This is a genomic window from Paenibacillus pinisoli (assembly GCF_003605435.1).
GTDB lineage: Bacteria > Bacillota > Bacilli > Paenibacillales > Paenibacillaceae > Pristimantibacillus > Pristimantibacillus pinisoli.
The window spans coordinates 66263-83891 of the sequence record NZ_QXQB01000002.1; the positions used below are offsets into that span (position 1 = coordinate 66263).

Here is a 17629-nt window from a genome sequence, read left to right on the forward strand (position 1 = left end):
ATAAGGTAGTGTAAGACCATACCATACTTGAATCCAGAGGTGAATCATGAATCAAACGATCAAGTCAAAAGATTGGACTTTACTAAGCGTCGCCGCCATTATATGTACGATTGTCTTCATTTTTATGGAGATTGTTCCGGCGATCATTGCGGTCAACAAGCATGAATACGGAGGCAAGGCCATTCCGAAGACCGTTGCGGAAGAAAGGGCAGGCGCTTTCGCCGCAAAACAGACGGGACTGACCGTCGCGAAGACGCATGCCGTCCATCAATCGGATAAGCTGCTGGCGGGCTATCTCGCCAAAGAAAAGAAAACCGAGCAGTTCGAGAACAAATATGATGCCAAGTTTCCTGTAGATACGTTCCAGGTCAACGTCGATTTTGCGGACGGTCAAGGATACGGCTTCGTCTACGTACATATGTATAATGAACAAATTGTCGGCTGGAACCTGATCGTCGGCGGAACCCTGGCATCCCAGCAGGAGACGCTGGAGCTGACGAACGACTTCCTGTATGGAGACGGCATCCTTCAGGGGCAAGACATAACCAGCGCAACGTCGGGACGGAACGGCGAGCTTCAGCAGCGCGTTGAAGGTTACGCTGTAGAAGGCGCCAATCTGACGATTGCCACGAAGGCTGTGTCGCTGGACGGCAAGCTCTTGCTGAGCCAATACAAGCCTTCCTTTGATGTGCCGGATACCTATAAGAGCTATGTGAAGGAGCAGGATACGCTGGCGGGCTGGCTTACGGGCATCGGCTACGCATTTATGAGCTTTGTGCTGGGCATACTCGCGATCATCTACGCCGCCCTGTACCGCAAGCATACATCGTTTACTTACGGCATCATCCTGACCGTCATTTTCTTCATTGCCTACATCATTGTGAATCTGGGCGTCATGGACGGGATGATCGCGTCGCAAGGCGAGGTGCGGCTGGATAACTTCATGGTGATCAGCGTCGCCATCACGACGATTGTCTTGTCCGTTGCCATGGCCGTATCCGTCTACTTTTCGCTTGTGGCGGGCGACGGCTTATGGAAGGCTCAAGGGCGGTCGCTATGGCCGAGAATGAAAGAACCGGGCTATGGCGACTATGTGTGGCGCAGCATGGGACTCTCCTACCTGTTCGCGCTCATTATGCTCGGACTGCAGCCTGTCATCTTCTTTGTGCTTGGCAAGCTTATCGGCACCTGGGGAGCCACGGACGTCACGATGTCGCCGTACAATATGAAATATCTGTGGCTGATGCCGGTTCTGGCGTGGGCCGCGGCGATCTCCGAGGAAGCCGTCTACCGCTTCTTCGGCATCGGACTGTTCCGCAGATGGTTCCGCAATACATTTGCAGCCGCGATTATCCCGACCATCGTCTGGGCGCTCGGTCATGTGATGTATCCGTTTTACCCGTCGACGACAAGGCTGTTCGAGCTGATCGTCATCGGTCTGATCTTCAGCTTTATCTTTGTCCGTTACGGATTCATTACAGCCATGTTCACGCATGCCATCTTCAACTCCGTCGCGGTCGGCAGCTCCATGATTTTCGCCGGCGGCACGCTCAATATTGCGTCCGCGATATTCTTTATCGCGCTGCCGTTCTTCATCGCTCTCGTCATGAGAGCTTGGAGCAATAGAAAAAGGACGAATCCGCCGACTAGGTCGACGATTCATCCTTAAGAGCAGCAATAATTTCTCCGGCGAGCTTATCGCCGATCGAGAGGGGCCTGAAGTCTTCGACTGAGGCCTCTCTTATTTTTTTGAGCGAGCCGAAGTGCTTGAGCAGCGCCTTCCTTCGCTTCTCTCCGATACCCGGGATCGAATCCAATCTGGATTCCACCATCGACTTGGCGCGCTGCTCGCGGTGGAACGTAATGGCAAAGCGGTGAACCTCGTCCTGAATCCGCTGCAGCAGATAGAATTCCTGGCTGTCGCGCGGCAGCGGAACAATCTCCGCCGGATCGCCAGTCATGAGCTGCGCCGTCTTATGCTTGGCATCCTTCACCAAGCCGCATACCGGAATATATAGCCCTAGCTCATTCTCCAGCACATCGAGCGCCGCCGCAATCTGCCCCTTGCCGCCGTCGACGACAATGAGGTCGGGCTGCGTCAATCCGTCCTTCAGCACTCGTTCATATCTTCTGCGAATCACCTCGCGCATGGTCTCGTAATCATCCGCGCCAACAACCGTCTTCACCTTGTACTTCCGGTATTCCTTCCGATCCGGCTTGCCGTCGGTGAAGACGACCATCGCGGATACCGGGTTCGTGCCCTGGATATTGGAGTTGTCAAACGCCTCGATGCGGCGCACCTGCTCCATGCCGAGCCACTCCGCGAGCGATTGCGAAGCCTTCACGCTGCGCTCCTCATCGCGCTCGATCAGCCGAAACTTCTCCTCCAGAATGACGCGGGCGTTGTCGAGCGCCATATTGACGACCTCGCTTTTCTTCCCGCGCTGCGGCATCAATACCTTCACTTTCAGCCAGTCATGCAGCGAGGTTATAATCTCGTCCTCGCGCTCTGCGTCTTGCTCCGGCGGATGAGGCAGCAGAATCTGCTTCGGCAGCGCCGGATTGTCGCTGTAATATTGCGTGACGAACGTCATGAAGTCGTCATACTCCTCGCCATAATAGGGGAAGGTCGTGCCGTGGCGCTCAATCATCTTGCCTTTGCGCATATAGAGGATTTGCACGCTCATCCAGCCCTTGTCGACCGCATAGCCGAATATATCGCGGTCCATGGCGTCGGACATCGTAATCTTCTGCTTCTCCATCACCGCGTCGATCGCCACCAGCTGATCGCGGAACTCCTTCGCCCTCTCGAACTCCAGCGCCTCCGCGGCAGCATGCATCTTCCGCTCCAGCTCAGCCTTGACCACATCCTCGCCGCCATTCAGAAACTTCGTAATTTCGCTGATCATCTCTTCATAGGCGGACGGCTCCACCTTGTATTCGCATGGCGCCACGCATTGGCCCAAGTGATAATACAGGCATACCTTGTCCGGCAGCGTCTTGCATTTGCGCAGCGGATACAAGCGGTCGAGCAGCTTCTTCGTCTGCTGAGCGGCGAATGCGTTCGGATACGGCCCGAAGTACTTGCCTTTGTCCTTGACGATTCGGCGCGTAACCTCAAGCCTTGGATGCGCTTCGTTCGTTATTTTGATATACGGAAAAGTCTTGTCGTCCTTAAGCAGAACGTTGTAGCGCGGATGATGCTGCTTGATCAGATTGCACTCCAGAATAAGCGCCTCCATGTTGCTTCCGGTGACGATAAATTCGAAGTCGACAATCTCGGATACAAGCCGCTGCGTCTTGCCGTTATGACTTCCGATAAAGTAGGAGCGGACGCGGTTCTTCAGCACCTTCGCCTTCCCAACGTATATAATGACTCCGTCGCGATTCTTCATCAGGTAGCAGCCGGGTTTGTCCGGCAGCAGCGCCAGCTTGTTCCGAATCGCTTCCTTGGCTGCTTCCATGCTTATAAATTCCCCTTGATTCGTCATGCTTAGCTCTCCTCCGACTCGAATACGGCCTACTCTCAATTTTAGCATATTCGGACCGGGATTTGCCTTACATTTGTCACCGCTTCTTCTTTACATTTGTTCGAAACTTTGGGTATACTAATGAGAGCTAGGTCTTAAGGCAATTGCCTGCGACTCACAGATTGCCCGGCAGACTTATAAGGAGGACGTCAACAATGGAGAATGTAAGAGACCCTCGCGAGCACTATAACGAAGAGCCTCGCCACGATTTGATGGATGTCGTATTGGGCTTTGGCGGCATGCTTGGTTTCATGACCGTTGTATTCGCGGTAGCCGTTATCGTGAAATTCGTCATCTCTTAGTACATAAGAGGGGGAACACAGAAAAGCTCCGCACTTCTTGTGCGGAGCTTTTCTTATGATGCAATCTAATCTATTGAGCGGCTCTCAGCGATTCTCCGTCTGCGGCAGCGCTAGTCTTGGCGCGCGCGCTCCCCGAAGGCTTGGAGGCTTCAGCAGGCGCTTGCTTCTGACCCGGATTATCGTAACGCGTTCTCTCCGTGCGGTCGATCTGCACGATCCGGCCATCGTGGACGGTAATGATGACTTGCCCGTACTGCAATCCGCTCACTTGATCCAAAATTCTTTCTTGCCACACATCATCCACTTCCAACGGTTTTGCCATTTGAATCCCCTCCAATTTGATAAATTAAGTCGGAATTGTAACATTAGATTATGCCGCATTCAATGACTTGATGACGACTTCCATTCGACGATCGCCTTCACGATCAGCGTCAGCACAGCCAGCATCACCAACAGAGAAGCTACTGCGAATGCAGCGGAAAACTGATATTCATTGTACAAAATCTCGACATGCAGCGGCAGCGTGTTCGTCTGGCCGCGGATATGGCCGGATACGACGGATACGGCCCCGAACTCGCCCATGGCCCGCGCATTGCTGAGTATGATGCCGTACAGAAGTCCCCATTTGATATTAGGAAGGGTCACCTTCCAGAAGATCGACCAGCCTCTCGCCCCTAGGCTTGCGGCGGCCTCCTCCTCCTGCACGCCTTGCGCCTGCATAAGCGGAATCAATTCTCTTGCCACAAACGGCACGGTGACGAATATCGTTGCAAGCACAATGCCCGGCAGAGCGAATACGATCTGAATGCCCTGCTCCCCGAGCCATGGACCGAAATAGCCTTGAGCGCCGAATAACAAGATGTATACGAGACCGGCAATAACCGGGGATACCGCAAACGGCAGATCGATCAGCGTGATCAGAAAGTTTTTGCCCTTGAAGCTGAATTTGCTAATGGCCCAAGCGGCCGCGACGCCGAATATGGTGTTAACAGGTATGGCGATCAGCGCTATGATCAGCGTAAGCTTCAGGGCGGACAAGGCATCGGGCTCGATCAGAGCCTTAATATACATATCTGCGCCCTTGCGGAACGCTTCAACGAATACGGATACGAGCGGCAGCACGACGACCAGCCCGATAAATAAAAGCGCTAGGCCGATCAGCAGCCATTGTACCGCACGATGCTCGGTATTATGCTTCGGACGCTTGACGTCCTCTTTTGACGTATATACCGTAATTGCTCCAGCCACTTTTCATCCCTCCTTTGAGTCTCGAATCGTCCGCTATGGAGATGCGCGCCGCGCCTCACTTCGCGACGGCCCTTCTCTGCATATGCCATTGCAGCAAATTAATGATCAGCAGCAGGATAAACGATATGATCAGCATGACGGCAGCGATCGCTGTCGCGCCTGCATAATCGTATTGCTCCAGCTTGGTCATAATGAGCAGCGGGGCGATTTCGGTCTTCAAAGGCATGTTGCCGGAGATGAATACGACGGAGCCGTATTCGCCGATCCCTCTGGCAAAAGCCAGGGCGAACCCGGTCAGCAAGGCCGGCATCAACTCCGGCAGAATCACCTTGCGGAACGTTCGGAGCCGGTGCGATCCAAGCGTAGCAGCCGCATCTTCTGTCTCTTTATCCAGGTCTTGGAGTACGGGCTGCACCGTTCGGACGACAAACGGCAATCCAATGAAGATAAGCGCAATCGTAATGCCGGCTTGCGTATACGCGATCTTGATGCCCAGCGGATCAAGCAAGGAGCCGATCCAGCCCGTCTTGGAATAGATCGTCGTAAGGGCGATGCCCGCTACCGCTGTAGGCAGCGCGAACGGAATATCGACCAAGCTGTCGATAATCTTCTTGCCCGGGAAGCGGTAGCGCACGAGCACCCATGCGACCAGCAAGCCGAATACGGCGTTGATGATTCCGGCCCAGAGGGCCGTACTGAAGCTGATCCGGTACGATGCCAGAACCCTTGGATTCGTCACCGCGCTCCAGAACTCGGCCCAAGTGAGCTCGAATGTTTTGAAGAATATGCCCGCAAGCGGGATTAGGACAATCAAGCTAATGTAAAACAAAGTGAAACCGAGCGACAATCCAAACCCTGGCAGTACCCTGCGATTTTTGGAACCTTTCATGTGAAGTCAGCTCCGCTCTCTCCTATATTGTTCATTACGAGCCTGGCGTGTAAATCTGATCGAATACTCCGCCATCGGAGAAATGCTTGGTCTGTGCTTCTGTCCATCCGCCGAAATCTCCGTCGATCGTCAGGAGCTCCAGGCTAGGGAACTGATCCTTGTATTCCGCCGCGACCGTCTCGTTCGTAGGACGGTAGTAGTGTTTGCCCGCGATGCGCTGGCCCTCATCGGAATATAGGTATTGCAGATACGCTTCGGCGACTTCTCTTGTGCCGCGCTCGTCAACTGTTTTGTCGACGATCGCTACAGGAGGCTCAGCCAGGATGCTGAGCGACGGGTATACGATATCGAATTTGTCCGGGCCCAGCTCATTGATGGACAGATACGCTTCGTTCTCCCATGCCAGCAACACGTCGCCGATGCCGCGCTCTACGAACGTCGTTGTAGAGCCTCGTGCGCCAGTGTCGAGAACCGGCACATGCTTGAACAGATCCGTAACGAATTGCTTGGCAGCTGCTTCGTCATTGTTATTCTGCTTCAAAGCGTAGCCCCACGCCGCCAGGTAATTCCAGCGAGCGCCTCCCGATGTCTTCGGATTCGGCGTAATGACTTCCACTCCGTCCTTCAGCAGGTCGTTCCAGTCTTGAATGCCTTTCGGATTGCCTTTGCGAACGAGGAACACGATTGTTGATGTATAGGGCGAGCTGTTCAGCTCATATTGCTTCTGCCATTCTTTGTCCAGCAGGTTTGTTTCCGTCAGTGCGTCAATATCGTAGCCAAGCGCCAGCGTCACCACATCGGCCTTGAGGCCGTCGATGACCGCTCTTGCCTGCTTGCCGGAGCCGCCATGGGACTGGTCGATTTCGACCTTCTGATTTTTCTCCGCCAGCCAGTAGTCGGCGAATGCTTTGTTAAATTCCACGTACAGTTCACGAGTCGGGTCATAGGATACGTTCAGCAATTTCACAGGTGGAAGCGGCTCTTTCTTGTCTTCCGCCGGCTGGGAAGCCGAAGGCGATGGCGATGATGCGTTCTCTTTATTTCCCCCATTGTTGACTGTTCCTTTGTCGCCGCCGCAAGCAGCAAGCGTTAACGCGAATACGACAAATAAAATAATGGCTTGAATACGAACCGAAGTTTTCTTCTTCATCATTCTTGCACCCCTCATTGTTCATTGGATGAGATAGGGCCTCGTCAACTCCGGTTCGTCCGGTCATCAAACATTATTCCTACCCGATTAGTTGGTTATGAAAGCATATTACCAGCGATCCCCACCTCTGTCAACACAAATTTCGAATTTTTGAAGAGTTCGATAAGATTTCGTTATATAACTTTTCCTTCCAGAAAAAAAAGAAAGTCTCCGCCCTATTCGGGGCGAAGACTGCAGCGTTGTACATATTGGGATGAGTGCTGGCAATAATGATCTACTTCCGTCCGCGCTTATTTTCTCCCGTAACAAGAACGGTCTCGACATAAGGGCGGATGCGGTCCATAATCCGCTGCCCCTTGTGCAGCTCGTCGCCATCCTTGCTCGTAAAGCTGAAATGGCGCTCCAGCGCTTCCAAATCATAATTGGACGTATAGAAGGTCGGCTTGCGCTCCATTCGGTAATTCAGGATGGCGCCCAGCACATGGTCGCGCACCCACGGATTGAGGTTCTCTGCGCCGATATCATCGAAGATAAGCAGGTCGGTCGACTTCATCAATTCGACCGTTTCCTTCAGCTTGACGGGTTCATGCATAAGCGCCTTCAGATCCTCGACGAAGTCAGGCATATAGACAATGACGCCGGAATGCCCCGCTTTCGCCAGCTCCTGAAGCAAATAGCACATCAGGAAGGTCTTGCCCGTGCCGAAGCGGCCGGCCAAATATAGGCCTTCATAACCAAGGCCTTGTTCCCTTGTCCGGTCGATATAACGGAGAACTTGGCCTACCGCCTTCGCCCGCTCTATATCGTTCGTCAGAATTTCATCCGACGAATACCCGCGGCGAAGCGCAGCATCATCGACATAGAAGCTGCGAATCCGGCTTCGGATGACCTCTTCATTCTGTCTCGCAAGAAACTTCTTGCAAGATACCTTCCGGTCGATGAGCTGGGTGTAGCCGTTCATCGTCTCCGATGAAAGCAGCGTATAATGGCCCTCGTAGTCATTCGGACATAGATCAAGCCCCGGGCAATTCGTGCAATTGCGGTACTCGCTCACATATTGATAGACCCGGTTCAAATTCAGCCGGATCGCATCTTCATCGACATCGGGATATTTCTCCCGCAGCTTGATGACGAGGGGGTCTCGCATCAGTTCCTTTAGCTTGCGTTCTGCTTCCTCCGACAGGGATCTTCCTCCCGGCCATGACTTCAACAATTCGCCTAGCGATTCCATCACTCTCACCCCTCGTTATAATTATTAGGATTGCCCGTCCAGCTTCCGCGCCAGGCGGCGCAGCTCCTCCAGCTCATCAGCGGATACAGACCCTGCAGGGCTGCCTTCCGAGACGATCGGAATGGACGGCTTGCGGGATGTGCCGCCGCGGGAATTGCCCCCGCGCGTCCCGCTTCTTGCGCCGCGCTCGTAACCGCCGCCCGGCTCCTTTCGGCGCTCTTTCTGCTGCTCCATCTGCCCCTGCTCCCGCACATAGCCCACCGCCTTCTCGAAGGTATCGATACCCTTCATAAGCATATTGGAGGCCACCGCATCGATGAATGTCTTAGTGACGCGCGCGGAGTCGCTTTCGCCCAGCACATAATGGATGAGTACGTTAATAACCGGAGGCGCAAGCCGGTAATTGAGATCGATGCGCTCGAAGATCTGATCGACCCAATCCGGGACCGCTCCAGGGAAATACCGCTTCAGGAAACGGGTATGCGGCTCGTTGCGCATCAGCATGTTGTACTGCTGGATATCGCAGCGGTCCATTAATTGATTCGGCACAGGCAGATAATCTTGCTCCCGCACCTCGAACTCCTCATCCGGCTCATCGGCATCTTCCGATGCAGAACCGCCAGTATGGAGAGCCGTATGCGACAGCGTGCGCTGCCGCTCGCCTTCCCGCTTCTTGTCCTGCCTGTAGAGCTGATTGGCCCTCATCTGCAGCTCTTCCATATTCACTTCGCCGCTTTCGGTGAAGACGCCGTCTTCATCCAGCAAGCGGCATAGATTGACGATCGACAAGTTGTACTTGTATGCCACATAGTTGATCTGCGCGAGACCTTCCGTATCCTGCCTCAGACGTTCCACATAAGCGCGGTTGACCGAATTGCGCGGGAATCGGATAATAAGCTCCCCGTAAGGGATGCCTGCGGAAGCCAGCTCTGTACGCGCCTGGGATTGCCGCGTCGGCGCAACTTCGTTCAGCGCCTGCTCCAGCTCCGTATCGAAGGATTGCGGATTCAGCTTGAACAGTTCATAGAACGGCACGGATATATTTTCTTTCTCCAGCTGCGCTTGCGCCAGCTCATCCGGCTCGCTGGAGCCGAATGCTTCTCTGAGCGCGATAACGGCATACTTGCCCACCTTATCGCGCAGCAGCATGGACAGATGCATATTGGTGAAAAATTCGGCAGGCGACAACGGCTGAATCAGCTCATATTCATAGACCACATCGGCTTGCTCGGGCACGCCAAGCCGCGATGTCGAGAGCAGCCCGACCGCTTCAAGCTTCGACGCCTGATCGATAACATAGCGGCGGCTCTTCTCATTCATCTCAAGTCCAAGCCCCAGGAACAGCTTGCGGTGGGGCTCCAGCGAGGAGTAGCCGCAGCGGTCTTCGGCAATGCCGTGGTACAATTGCTGGTACATGGAGATGGCGAACGCGCCGATCATGGGCTGATAGATTAACGACAACATTTTATAATGAAGACTGCTTAACGAGAAATCCCGAAATATGTAATAACGGTGATGTTCCGTAAACTGCATAATATGATTGATGCGCATCGCACCGACTCCATCCTGATCTTTATCTCTACTATTCTAGCATACAAAGGGACAAGTTTGGCGAATCGGACAAATAGAAAAATCCCCCGTACGAGGGATTTTGAGATTAAAACATTTTATAGCCGCCTTTGCGCAGCGCATTGATGGCCCAGCCGCTTACATACGCCCCGATCATGGCGCCGATAATCGGCAAGTAGTAGATCGCCGTATATGTACCTATGTTATCCAGCGACGGGTTGGACTCTGCATCCCATGGCGACCATATGAGCAGTCCGATCAGGACAATTGCGAACAAGATCATCGGAAACCATGTCGTCTTCAGCAGCATGTTCAGAATAAACCCGATTCCGAACATCATGACGAAGAACAGAACCGTCGCCACCGCGGCTTGGACGATCATTATGACTATGTCTGGCATTCCAATAGCTCCTTTCAAGCTCTCCGCTTACGTTATGCGCACAATCTGCACATAATCCTTGACGTTAATAGTTTAATGAAAGCGGCATCCGAAGTCAATCAATGCAAGCCAAATGTCACAAGTCCGTCATTTGCTCATTCCGCGCGCGTTACGATACAATATATAGAAGCTTAATTAAGGAGCTGAAAGGAGTTTTTCCCTATGAGTGAAGCCGCACAAACGTTAGAGGGCTGGTACGCCCTTCATGATTTTCGCAGCATCGACTGGACCGCTTGGCGACTGGCCGACGAGGGCGAGCGCAAGCGCGCGCTGGACGAGCTGCATACATTCCTCGGGCAGTGGTCTGCCGTTGAAGAGGAGAAGCTAGGCAGCACAGCCGTATACTCTATTGTCGGACAGAAAGCCGACTTCGTCTTCATGCATCTGCGCGAGACGCTGGAGGAACTGAATGAAATCGAGACCGCGTTCAACAAGACGACGTTCGCCAGCTTTACCTATCCGGTGCATTCCTATGTCAGCATCGTAGAGCTGAGCAACTACATGGGACAGCCTGGCTCTGACCCGATGGAGAATCCGGAAGTAGTCGCAAGACTGAAGCCGATTCTGCCGAAATGGAAGCATATTTGCTTCTACCCAATGAACAAACGCCGCTCCGGCAACGACAACTGGTACATGCTGAGCATGGACGACCGCAAGGCGATGATGCGCAGCCATGGCATGATCGGCCGCAAATATGCGGGCAAGGTGAAGCAAATCATTACCGGTTCCGTTGGATTCGACAACTGGGAGTGGGGCGTGACGCTGTTCGCGGATGACGCGCTTCAATTCAAGAAGCTGGTCTACGAGATGCGTTTCGACGAAGTAAGCGCGCGATTCGGCGACTTCGGCGATTTCTATGTCGGCAACTTCCTGGATGCCGAGAAGTTCGAGAAGCTGCTCTCCGTATAAGCACCTCTTTTGAATCGAATAGGCTAACATAGTAGCAGGTCCGTTGCTTGGCAGCGGGCTTGTTTTTTTGTGATGGCGCTTGGATCAATCACACTCTTAAAAAAGACGGGGTCTCATGGAGCGAGCCCTTGCAGCCCCACGGCGCCGAACAGCGGTAGTCCTCAACGAAAGAAGCGATAGTGAGATTGTTGCGCGTTGCGCGAACACGTATAACTGATTGGCATGCTGGCCCGTTGCATAGTACAAACTTGCTCTGCGGGTAATTGAAAACCACAAGTGTGCGATCCTGATCCTTCTTCCTACCAGATCTTTCTTCCTAACGGAACTGGAAGACTCTATGCTTCGATTTTTATTAAGTTTATAACTTTAACGGAATTAGGATACCTTATTGGCCCAATCCGATCCGTATTTCAGTTTATTTAGGGCAAATAAAGGCTCTCTGTTCCTTTACCGTTTAATAATCGCACAAAATCGGGCAAATAAAGTCTCGTAGTTCCCTTACACATTTCAAAGAGTAACTTCCCCAACTTCAGGGACTGCTTCAACCAACTTCAGGGACCAGCTTCAGCCAACTTCAGGGACCTGCTTCAGCCAACTTCAGGAACCTGCTTCAACCAACTTCAGGAACCTGCTTCAGCCAACTTTAAGCAGGTTTTTGCTGCATAAAGCTCGCCTTTCAGCGAACTTCTAATATTGCATAATTTCCATACAACAAAAAAGGCTCTCACCGGCAAAGCAGCACGGTGAAAGCCTTTAATTCTATTCTTCGTCGTCCGAATCCGCCGCAAGGCGCTTGGACTCCAGATATTCTTGCGTCGCTCTGTCGCGCTCGCGGCCTTTGTCCTTCAGCCGTTCGATCGCAGGCTGGATGAGCAGGTCGATCTCCTTCTGCACCGTATAAGCAAGGTCATAGCGGGTTTGCGACTCCAGATAGGAACCAACCTCCATCAAGGCGTTGTAACGATCCAGTTCATCTCTTGTCAATAAACCGCGGACTTGTACGCTGCAGTGTCTCATTACAAGAACTTGCCTTTTTTCAATACGAGCGGAATGCCGCCGATAATGAACAGGTAGCGGATATCGATCATTTTTTTCAGCCAAGCAGCTACGCGGCCCTTGTATTTCTTGCCGAAAGCGATACCGATTGCTTCGCCTTTGCCAAGCGATGCGACTGTACCCTTATTGGAGAATACAAAAGTCTTCAGCGGCTGGTTGCGGATCGAAGCGACCAGGTTATGAGCGCATACTACGCCTTGTTGCATCGCGATTTGCGCTGTCGGCGGATATGGACGTCCTTCAGGGTTGAACATCAGGGAGTTGTCGCCCACGATGTAGATGTTCTCGCTGCCAGGGCAACGCAGGAACTCGTCAACCTTCACACGGCCGCGCATAGTCTCGAAGCCAGCTTCTTCGATCAGACGGTTGCCGCGGATGCCGCCAGTCCAGATGACCGTAGCGGATTTGATTTCTTCGCCTTCGCCGACTACGACGCCTTCAGGCGTGCACTCTTTGATAGCTGTGCCGATGCGGAAAGTAACGCCTTTCTTTTGCAGCACGTCCATGCCGTATTGCACCAGCTCCGGATCGAAGCCAGGCAGAGCGGTTGGAGCAGCTTCGATGTTGTAGATTTTCACGAGGGAAGGATCTACGTCGAACTGCTTGCAAAGCTCAGGAATGCGGTCTGCAAGCTCGCCTACGAACTCGATGCCGGTAAAGCCGGCGCCGCCAACGATGAACGTCAGGTAGTCCGTGCGATGCGGCTCGCGCTTGTAGCGTGCGAATTGATATTCGATATGTTCGCGGATCAGGCGAACGGAGTTGATGCTGCGAATGTTCATCGCATTCTCAGCCAGGCCAGGGATGCCGAATGTCTCAGGCTCGCCGCCAAGGCCGATAACCAGGTAGTCGTAAGACAATGTGCCGTCTTCGAGGATGACTTTTTTGTCTTGCGGACGGATTTGAACAACAGTCGATTTAACGAAATCGATTTTGAATTCGTCGATCAGCTTGGAGATGCTTACGCGAGCGTTCTCCGGGTTGTCCGTACCCGCAGCCGGCATATGAAGATGCGTCGTAATGTAGTGGTAGTCATGCTTGTTCACCAGTGTTACGTCCGCTTCGTTGTAATTCAGTTCTTTCTGCAGACGGAGCGCCGTCAGCACGCCGCCGTAACCTGCGCCAAGGATAACAATTTTCGGTATGTTGCTCATCGTAGAATCCCATCCATTCCTCATTTTCTTTTGATTGGCGATATAAAAATCCCCCGCTTGCATAAAGCGAGTTCGCTTAACAAACCATGTTTAGGCCGTACCCCACACTTATTCATCCCAAAAGAATGTGAAAAATTACACAAACTCATTCAAAAAATAATGCTCCTTTGAAGTTTGTGCTTGAAAAAGCACATTTATCACATGAATCCGAACGCAATTCGTCGAAATCCGACAACTTATGCCAATATTCCGGGACGGTGGATAACTTTAATATACATCAGACATATTACAGACTTTTCACAAAAACTTCAAGGGTAATTTTAACGAAAAACTTTAGAGTCCTGCACAATTAAAAGATTCCCATCTCCGCAAGCATAGCATTATAATGGGTTACATAAAGGACTTTTCGCAGGAGGTGCTTAACGAATGGCAAATATCCAATCATCTGCACAAACCGTAGACATCTTGATCATCGGCGGCGGCCCGGCCGGCATGTTCGCCGCATTCTATGGCGGGATGCGCCAAGCTTCGGTGAAAATTATCGAGAGCATGCCTCAGCTTGGCGGGCAATTAGCCGCATTATATCCGGAGAAATATATTTATGATGTTGCAGGATTCCCGAAGGTGACGGCTCAGGAGCTTGTGGACCGCTTGAAGGAGCAGATCGGCCTCTTCAAGCCTGAGATATGCCTGGAGGAGAAAGTAACCGGAGTTGCCAAGCTGGACGAGAGACTTTTTGAGGTAACAACCGACAAGACGAAGCATTATGCGAGGGCTGTCATTATTACAGCAGGTGTCGGCGCATTCGAGCCCCGCAGGCTTGAACTTCCGGAAGCGTCTCGTTTCGAGGGCAAAAATCTTCATTATTTCGTCAGCGACCTTAGCCGCTTCCAGGACAAGAACGTGCTCATAAGCGGAGGCGGAGATTCCGCCGTGGACTGGTCGCTTATGCTGGAGCCGATCGCGAAGAGCGTGACACTCATTCATCGCCGCGATAAGTTCCGCGCGCATGAGCACAGCGTCGAGAACTTGATGAATTCCTCTGTGAACATTATCACGCCTACGGAAATTACGGAGCTGCATGGCGAGGACGCCATTACTGAAGTAACGCTTAGCGATGTGAAATCGAAGGAATTGAAGAAGCTTGAAGTAGATGATGTTATCGTTAACTTCGGATTTGTATCCTCCCTCGGTCCCATTGCCGAGTGGGGGATTGAGATTCAAGGCGGCTCCATTGTCGTGGATACGCGAATGGAGACGAACATTCCGGGAATCTTCGCCGCCGGCGACATTACGACTTATCCAGGCAAGCTGAAGCTGATTGCGGTCGGCTTCGGCGAAGCGCCTACGGCGATCAACAACGCCAAAGTCTACATCGATCCAAGCGCGAAGCTATCGCCGGGACACAGCAGCAACATGAAGCTATAAATCGCATGTAAAGAAAGCAAAAGGGTATCCTATACTTGGTTAAGCGGATTGCAGTGTACGCCAATCTTGCGCCAAGGAGGATACCCTTATGTTATGCCCCGTATGCAACGGAATCGTAGATATGCAAGTGCCTTGTCTTTCCTGTGGTGGAACGGTAACGGATTGCGGCCGCTTGTCCGATTGGACTGGACCATACGCGCCTTATGAGCCGGCTGATGCCCAAGCTGTAAGCTCGGCGTTATCGATGCAATCTGAGGCTGGCTGCTGCCATGCGGTATACTGCCCAAGCTGTCAGCAGACGAGTGAGGCTATCATTACGCAGTGGGAATAATCTCTTGATCTTGCAAGCAGGTTCATGTGCAAATTTGAACCGGAATATCTGCAGCTTGAACGTTGAACCCGCCTCGCCGCCGTATTCCTAACGGGCTACGCTGTGTTTTTGTGCGAGGACAGATCTACGCCGCGACGCTTCATCTCGGCAGCCAGCATCCGAATAAACTCCGGGTCCAGCTTGTATTCAATCGCAGCGTAATACGTGTCTACAAGAAGCTCGTCAGACAATGTATCCATGGTATCTCCTCCTTCGCTTTCTACTAGTTTTTTATACCAAAATCGTATAGTTAAAACGTTTTAATTGCTACGTGGGATTTACAGTTTTTAGTGTAGCATCGTCCTAGAACCGAAACAACAGACCCTCTTATACACATAAGCATGTGGATACCTTGTGAATGGGCTGTGCATAGACCTGAAATTACCAGTACTTTCACTATGGATAATGTGGATAGGGTTATCCACAGCCTGTTGGAGCCTCCAAAACTATAAAAAACTTTAATAGGCTCTTTTTACTCTATTAACATATTATTTTAATGTCATTAAATGGTAGGGTTTGCAGTACGGCTTTTTGAGTGCTGCTTTTTGGCGTGTGACTTGTAGATATGGAAGCTTTTGTGGCGGATTGAGAGATGGCTGCTGAATGCTTGATATTACTAGGTTTACACGCTTATCCGCTTGCCTGTGCACGCATCTTATAGGAGCATATTCGACAATGGGCTCCCCGATTAGACGGCCTTCCCCAGCTAACTATGCAACATTAGCACGTTAAAGTGATTTTTCGCTAAAGCGCACTCTTTTTTCGACTGCTTTCGTCTCGAGCGCACCTCTGCCTTGCTCATGTTTCCTCTAAATATGCCGGTTTCGCATCTACAAGCCGACTTATTCGGCTTGCTGTCCCCCCGCCTGCTGCTTTCCACGCTCTTTGCCGAGTTTCTCGGCTTGCTGTACTCCCGACAGCTGCTTTCCACGCTCTATGCCGAGTTTCTCGGCTTGCTGCATTCCCGACAGCTGGTTTCCACGCTCTATGCCGAGTTTCTCGGCTTGCTGCACCCCCGCCTGCTGCTTTCCACGCTCTATGCCGAGTTTCTCGGCTTGCTGTACTCCCGACAGCTGCTTTCCACGCTCTATGCCGAGTTTCTCGGCTTGCTGCATTCCCGACAGCTGGTTTACACGCTCTATGCCGAGTTTCTCGGCTTGCAGCACTCCGGCCTGCTGCTTTCCACGCTCTATGCCGAGTTTCTCGGCTTACTGTACTCCCGCCTGCTGGTTTCCACGCTCTATGCCGAGTTTCTCGGCTTGCTGCACTCCCGACAGCTGCTTTCCACGCTCTATGCCGAGTTTCTCGGCTTGCTGCACTCCCGACAGCTGGTTTCCACGCTCTATGCCGAGTTTCTCGACTTGCAGCTCTCTCCCTGCGCGCGGACTCACGGCAATCCTTGGATGTGTAAAGGATAGAAATTAATTAGTTTTAAGGTTGCTGTAATGAGCCCAGTCTGGCGTGTAACAGTCAGATAGAGGTACGGATAACCCTACATACTCCGAGGTACTCTCAAAACGCGAAGGTTATCATTTGTATATTCGAAAACTTAACTCTACCTAGATACAGATGATCTACAGCAACACTTGCCCATTCCGAAAAGAGGGCTGTCCCCTGTCATATAGGCATGACTGGAGGAACAGCCCTCTTCTTCGTTAAATCCATGTTGTGGCTGGCATCAGTGCGGACGGGTGTTGACCTCGAAGATCCAGATTTTGCCCCCGCGGTCAATGCCGTAGTCGAAGCCTAAGTGCGAGATGCCGGGAAAACGCTGCTCCAGCACTCTCGTTGCCATCACCGTAATTTCCCGCATTTTAGCCTTCTTCGCTTTCACATGGGATGCGCCAAGGGAGGATCTGATCCCCTCGCCTGCCAGCACCATGCGTCCGCCTTGGCTCAGGTTTGTGACGAACAAGCCGGGACGCGCAATACGCCCGACGAGCGACCGGTACTCCCAACGGCCGAACGTCTTGACGTATTTGACCCTGTAATCGATAGGCTTTCCGTTCACCGTTGCCAATGATATTCCCTTCTGTATCAAATAGTTCCGATTGCTTGTTTTGGAGCGCAGCGCGCCTGCCAATGCGTCAAAGCTCCCATACCTTTGCGTGCGATCCCGATGCGTGAATGAGTAGCCCCCGTCGCCGGTCCTCATCACTTTAATGACTCCGCTGCCGCCGGAGCCGACAATCGGCTTAATCACGACCATCCCATGAACGTACAGCATATGCTGAAGCTGCTGCGGAGAATACTTCCTAGTCGGCGGGATATGGGGCGCTAGCCCGGGATGAGAGAGAAGCGCTTCCGTCTTGGCCCACTTGCTGGCCAACTGTCTTCCCGAATGGTTAGCCAAT

General features: G+C 52.3%; 18 protein-coding genes. 6 read left to right on the forward strand and 12 right to left on the reverse strand.

Annotated features, from left to right (window positions below; translation table 11 throughout):
- Nucleotides 1-46: 46 nt before the first annotated feature.
- Nucleotides 47-1669 carry a CPBP family intramembrane glutamic endopeptidase gene (locus D3P09_RS07765; protein WP_120108722.1) on the forward strand — a complete coding sequence of 541 codons (1623 nt, stop codon included), beginning with the start codon at nt 47-49 and terminating at the stop codon, nt 1667-1669.
- Here the strand turns inward: D3P09_RS07765 and uvrC are convergent.
- Nucleotides 1647-3491 (reverse strand): excinuclease ABC subunit UvrC, encoded by a 1845-nt coding sequence (gene uvrC / locus D3P09_RS07770; protein WP_243643971.1) that lies wholly within the window; start codon nt 3489-3491, stop codon nt 1647-1649. The two genes, D3P09_RS07765 and uvrC, sit on opposite strands and share 23 nt — an antisense overlap.
- Before the next feature lie 194 nt (nt 3492-3685).
- Here uvrC and D3P09_RS07775 point away from each other — a divergent pair, with 194 nt between their 5' ends.
- Nucleotides 3686-3832 (forward strand): YqzM family protein, encoded by a 147-nt coding sequence (locus D3P09_RS07775; RefSeq protein WP_120108724.1) that lies wholly within the window; start codon nt 3686-3688, stop codon nt 3830-3832.
- Nucleotides 3833-3902: 70 nt separating this feature from the next.
- Here the strand turns inward: D3P09_RS07775 and D3P09_RS07780 are convergent, their stop codons facing one another.
- From D3P09_RS07780 to D3P09_RS07810, 7 genes are all read right to left on the reverse strand, one after another.
- Nucleotides 3903-4154 (reverse strand): YezD family protein, encoded by a 252-nt coding sequence (locus tag D3P09_RS07780; RefSeq protein WP_120108726.1) that lies wholly within the window; start codon nt 4152-4154, stop codon nt 3903-3905.
- 59 nt (nt 4155-4213) lie between these two features.
- The gene (gene cysW, locus D3P09_RS07785; RefSeq protein WP_120108728.1) at nt 4214-5080 is read right to left on the reverse strand and encodes a sulfate ABC transporter permease subunit CysW; all 867 of its coding nucleotides are present in this window, start codon (nt 5078-5080) and stop codon (nt 4214-4216) included.
- A 55-nt stretch (nt 5081-5135) separates the two neighbouring features.
- Nucleotides 5136-5969, reverse strand: a complete 834-nt coding sequence (gene cysT, locus D3P09_RS07790) for a sulfate ABC transporter permease subunit CysT (protein WP_120108730.1) — start codon at nt 5967-5969, stop codon at nt 5136-5138.
- 34 nt (nt 5970-6003) lie between these two features.
- Nucleotides 6004-7119 carry a sulfate ABC transporter substrate-binding protein gene (locus D3P09_RS07795; protein WP_120110588.1) on the reverse strand — a complete coding sequence of 372 codons (1116 nt, stop codon included), beginning with the start codon at nt 7117-7119 and terminating at the stop codon, nt 6004-6006.
- 274 nt (nt 7120-7393) lie between these two features.
- Nucleotides 7394-8350 (reverse strand): AFG1/ZapE family ATPase, encoded by a 957-nt coding sequence (zapE, locus tag D3P09_RS07800; RefSeq protein ID WP_120108732.1) that lies wholly within the window; start codon nt 8348-8350, stop codon nt 7394-7396.
- A gap of 24 nt (nt 8351-8374) precedes the next feature.
- A complete protein-coding gene (locus tag D3P09_RS07805) occupies nt 8375-9901 on the reverse strand; it encodes a replication initiation and membrane attachment family protein (protein WP_120108734.1) in 1527 nt (508 codons plus the stop codon).
- 106 nt (nt 9902-10007) lie between these two features.
- Entirely contained in the window at nt 10008-10319 is a 312-nt protein-coding gene (locus tag D3P09_RS07810; protein WP_120108736.1) for a YuiB family protein, read from the reverse strand.
- Nucleotides 10320-10520: 201 nt separating this feature from the next.
- Here D3P09_RS07810 and hemQ point away from each other — a divergent pair, with 201 nt between their 5' ends.
- Nucleotides 10521-11267, forward strand: coding sequence for a hydrogen peroxide-dependent heme synthase (hemQ, locus tag D3P09_RS07815; protein ID WP_120108743.1), 747 nt, complete (start codon nt 10521-10523; stop codon nt 11265-11267).
- 759 nt (nt 11268-12026) lie between these two features.
- Here hemQ and D3P09_RS07820 read toward each other — a convergent pair.
- Both D3P09_RS07820 and D3P09_RS07825 read right to left on the reverse strand, forming a co-directional pair.
- A complete protein-coding gene (locus tag D3P09_RS07820) occupies nt 12027-12284 on the reverse strand; it encodes a hypothetical protein (protein ID WP_120108744.1) in 258 nt (85 codons plus the stop codon).
- The gene (locus tag D3P09_RS07825; RefSeq protein WP_120110591.1) at nt 12284-13477 is read right to left on the reverse strand and encodes an NAD(P)/FAD-dependent oxidoreductase; all 1194 of its coding nucleotides are present in this window, start codon (nt 13475-13477) and stop codon (nt 12284-12286) included. The genes D3P09_RS07820 and D3P09_RS07825 overlap by 1 nt, the downstream gene beginning before the upstream one ends.
- 426 nt (nt 13478-13903) lie before the next feature.
- Between D3P09_RS07825 and D3P09_RS07830 the strand changes: the two genes are divergently transcribed.
- Nucleotides 13904-14905 (forward strand): NAD(P)/FAD-dependent oxidoreductase, encoded by a 1002-nt coding sequence (locus tag D3P09_RS07830; protein WP_120108745.1) that lies wholly within the window; start codon nt 13904-13906, stop codon nt 14903-14905.
- A gap of 88 nt (nt 14906-14993) precedes the next feature.
- Nucleotides 14994-15236, forward strand: coding sequence for a hypothetical protein (locus D3P09_RS27350; RefSeq protein WP_133304981.1), 243 nt, complete (start codon nt 14994-14996; stop codon nt 15234-15236).
- A gap of 95 nt (nt 15237-15331) precedes the next feature.
- Here the strand turns inward: D3P09_RS27350 and sda are convergent, their stop codons facing one another.
- On the reverse strand, nt 15332-15475 hold the full coding sequence (gene sda, locus D3P09_RS07835; protein ID WP_120108746.1) for a sporulation histidine kinase inhibitor Sda: 144 nt from the start codon (nt 15473-15475) through the stop codon (nt 15332-15334).
- Nucleotides 15476-16090: 615 nt separating this feature from the next.
- On the opposite strand from sda, the gene D3P09_RS07840 reads away from it, so the two are divergent.
- Entirely contained in the window at nt 16091-16693 is a 603-nt protein-coding gene (locus D3P09_RS07840; protein WP_120108747.1) for a hypothetical protein, read from the forward strand.
- 260 nt (nt 16694-16953) lie between these two features.
- On the opposite strand, the gene D3P09_RS07845 is transcribed toward D3P09_RS07840, so the two are convergent.
- A complete protein-coding gene (locus tag D3P09_RS07845; protein ID WP_120108748.1) occupies nt 16954-17628 on the reverse strand; it encodes a YheC/YheD family protein in 675 nt (224 codons plus the stop codon).
- Nucleotide 17629: the final 1 nt, after the last annotated feature.

Bases quoted from the DNA above. Each gene is read 5' to 3' on its own strand.
- D3P09_RS07765 (WP_120108722.1), top strand. From the start codon at position 47: ATGAATCAAACGATCAAGTCAAAAGATTGGACTTTACTAAGCGTCGCC.
- uvrC (WP_243643971.1), bottom strand. From the start codon at position 3,491: ATGACGAATCAAGGGGAATTTATAAGCATGGAAGCAGCCAAGGAAGCG.
- D3P09_RS07775 (WP_120108724.1), top strand. From the start codon at position 3,686: ATGGAGAATGTAAGAGACCCTCGCGAGCACTATAACGAAGAGCCTCGC.
- D3P09_RS07780 (WP_120108726.1), bottom strand. From the start codon at position 4,154: ATGGCAAAACCGTTGGAAGTGGATGATGTGTGGCAAGAAAGAATTTTG.
- cysT (WP_120108730.1), bottom strand. From the start codon at position 5,969: ATGAAAGGTTCCAAAAATCGCAGGGTACTGCCAGGGTTTGGATTGTCG.
- D3P09_RS07795 (WP_120110588.1), bottom strand. From the start codon at position 7,119: ATGAAGAAGAAAACTTCGGTTCGTATTCAAGCCATTATTTTATTTGTC.
- zapE (WP_120108732.1), bottom strand. From the start codon at position 8,350: ATGGAATCGCTAGGCGAATTGTTGAAGTCATGGCCGGGAGGAAGATCC.
- D3P09_RS07805 (WP_120108734.1), bottom strand. From the start codon at position 9,901: ATGCGCATCAATCATATTATGCAGTTTACGGAACATCACCGTTATTAC.
- D3P09_RS07810 (WP_120108736.1), bottom strand. From the start codon at position 10,319: ATGCCAGACATAGTCATAATGATCGTCCAAGCCGCGGTGGCGACGGTT.
- hemQ (WP_120108743.1), top strand. From the start codon at position 10,521: ATGAGTGAAGCCGCACAAACGTTAGAGGGCTGGTACGCCCTTCATGAT.
- D3P09_RS07820 (WP_120108744.1), bottom strand. From the start codon at position 12,284: ATGAGACACTGCAGCGTACAAGTCCGCGGTTTATTGACAAGAGATGAA.
- D3P09_RS07825 (WP_120110591.1), bottom strand. From the start codon at position 13,477: ATGAGCAACATACCGAAAATTGTTATCCTTGGCGCAGGTTACGGCGGC.
- D3P09_RS07830 (WP_120108745.1), top strand. From the start codon at position 13,904: ATGGCAAATATCCAATCATCTGCACAAACCGTAGACATCTTGATCATC.
- D3P09_RS27350 (WP_133304981.1), top strand. From the start codon at position 14,994: ATGTTATGCCCCGTATGCAACGGAATCGTAGATATGCAAGTGCCTTGT.
- sda (WP_120108746.1), bottom strand. From the start codon at position 15,475: ATGGATACATTGTCTGACGAGCTTCTTGTAGACACGTATTACGCTGCG.
- D3P09_RS07840 (WP_120108747.1), top strand. From the start codon at position 16,091: ATGCCGGTTTCGCATCTACAAGCCGACTTATTCGGCTTGCTGTCCCCC.